The sequence below is a fragment of the Cohnella baijiui genome (genome assembly GCF_020731285.1).
GTDB lineage: Bacteria > Bacillota > Bacilli > Paenibacillales > Paenibacillaceae > Cohnella.
In genome coordinates this window covers 1-325 of record NZ_JAJFOW010000183.1, presented here as the reverse complement: position 1 = coordinate 325, position 325 = coordinate 1, and the positions used below count along the sequence as shown (strand labels likewise).

The following is a 325-nucleotide window of genomic DNA, read 5'->3' as shown; positions in this document are numbered from 1 at the left end:
GCTCGGCCATCCAGACGGTATGGCACGTAATTTTACGCCTGAGCAAGCCGCATTATGGTCGATGAACTGCTTTCCAAGCATGCATACATCCGTCTCTTTTGCAATCCTGCTGTTGGCACTGCGGGAGAAGGGAAAACTATTCCGCCGCATGATGGTGACATACTGCTCACTGGTCATCTTCTCGACAATGTATCTTGAGATCCATTGGATTATTGATGTCATTGCAGGCATGGCACTTGGATATGGAACGGTGAAGCTCGTTGACTTGTTGTATGCGAGATGGGCGCGACTTCAAGCAAAAAAAGCAGCCGCTGTCAAAGAAAGC

Annotated in this window: 1 protein-coding gene; it reads left to right on the top strand. The window is 48.9% G+C overall.

Annotated elements, in window-relative coordinates; all coding sequences use genetic code 11:
- On the top strand, positions 1–325 hold a 325-nt coding region (locus LKX83_RS32235), incomplete at both ends, for a phosphatase PAP2 family protein (RefSeq protein ID WP_227887347.1).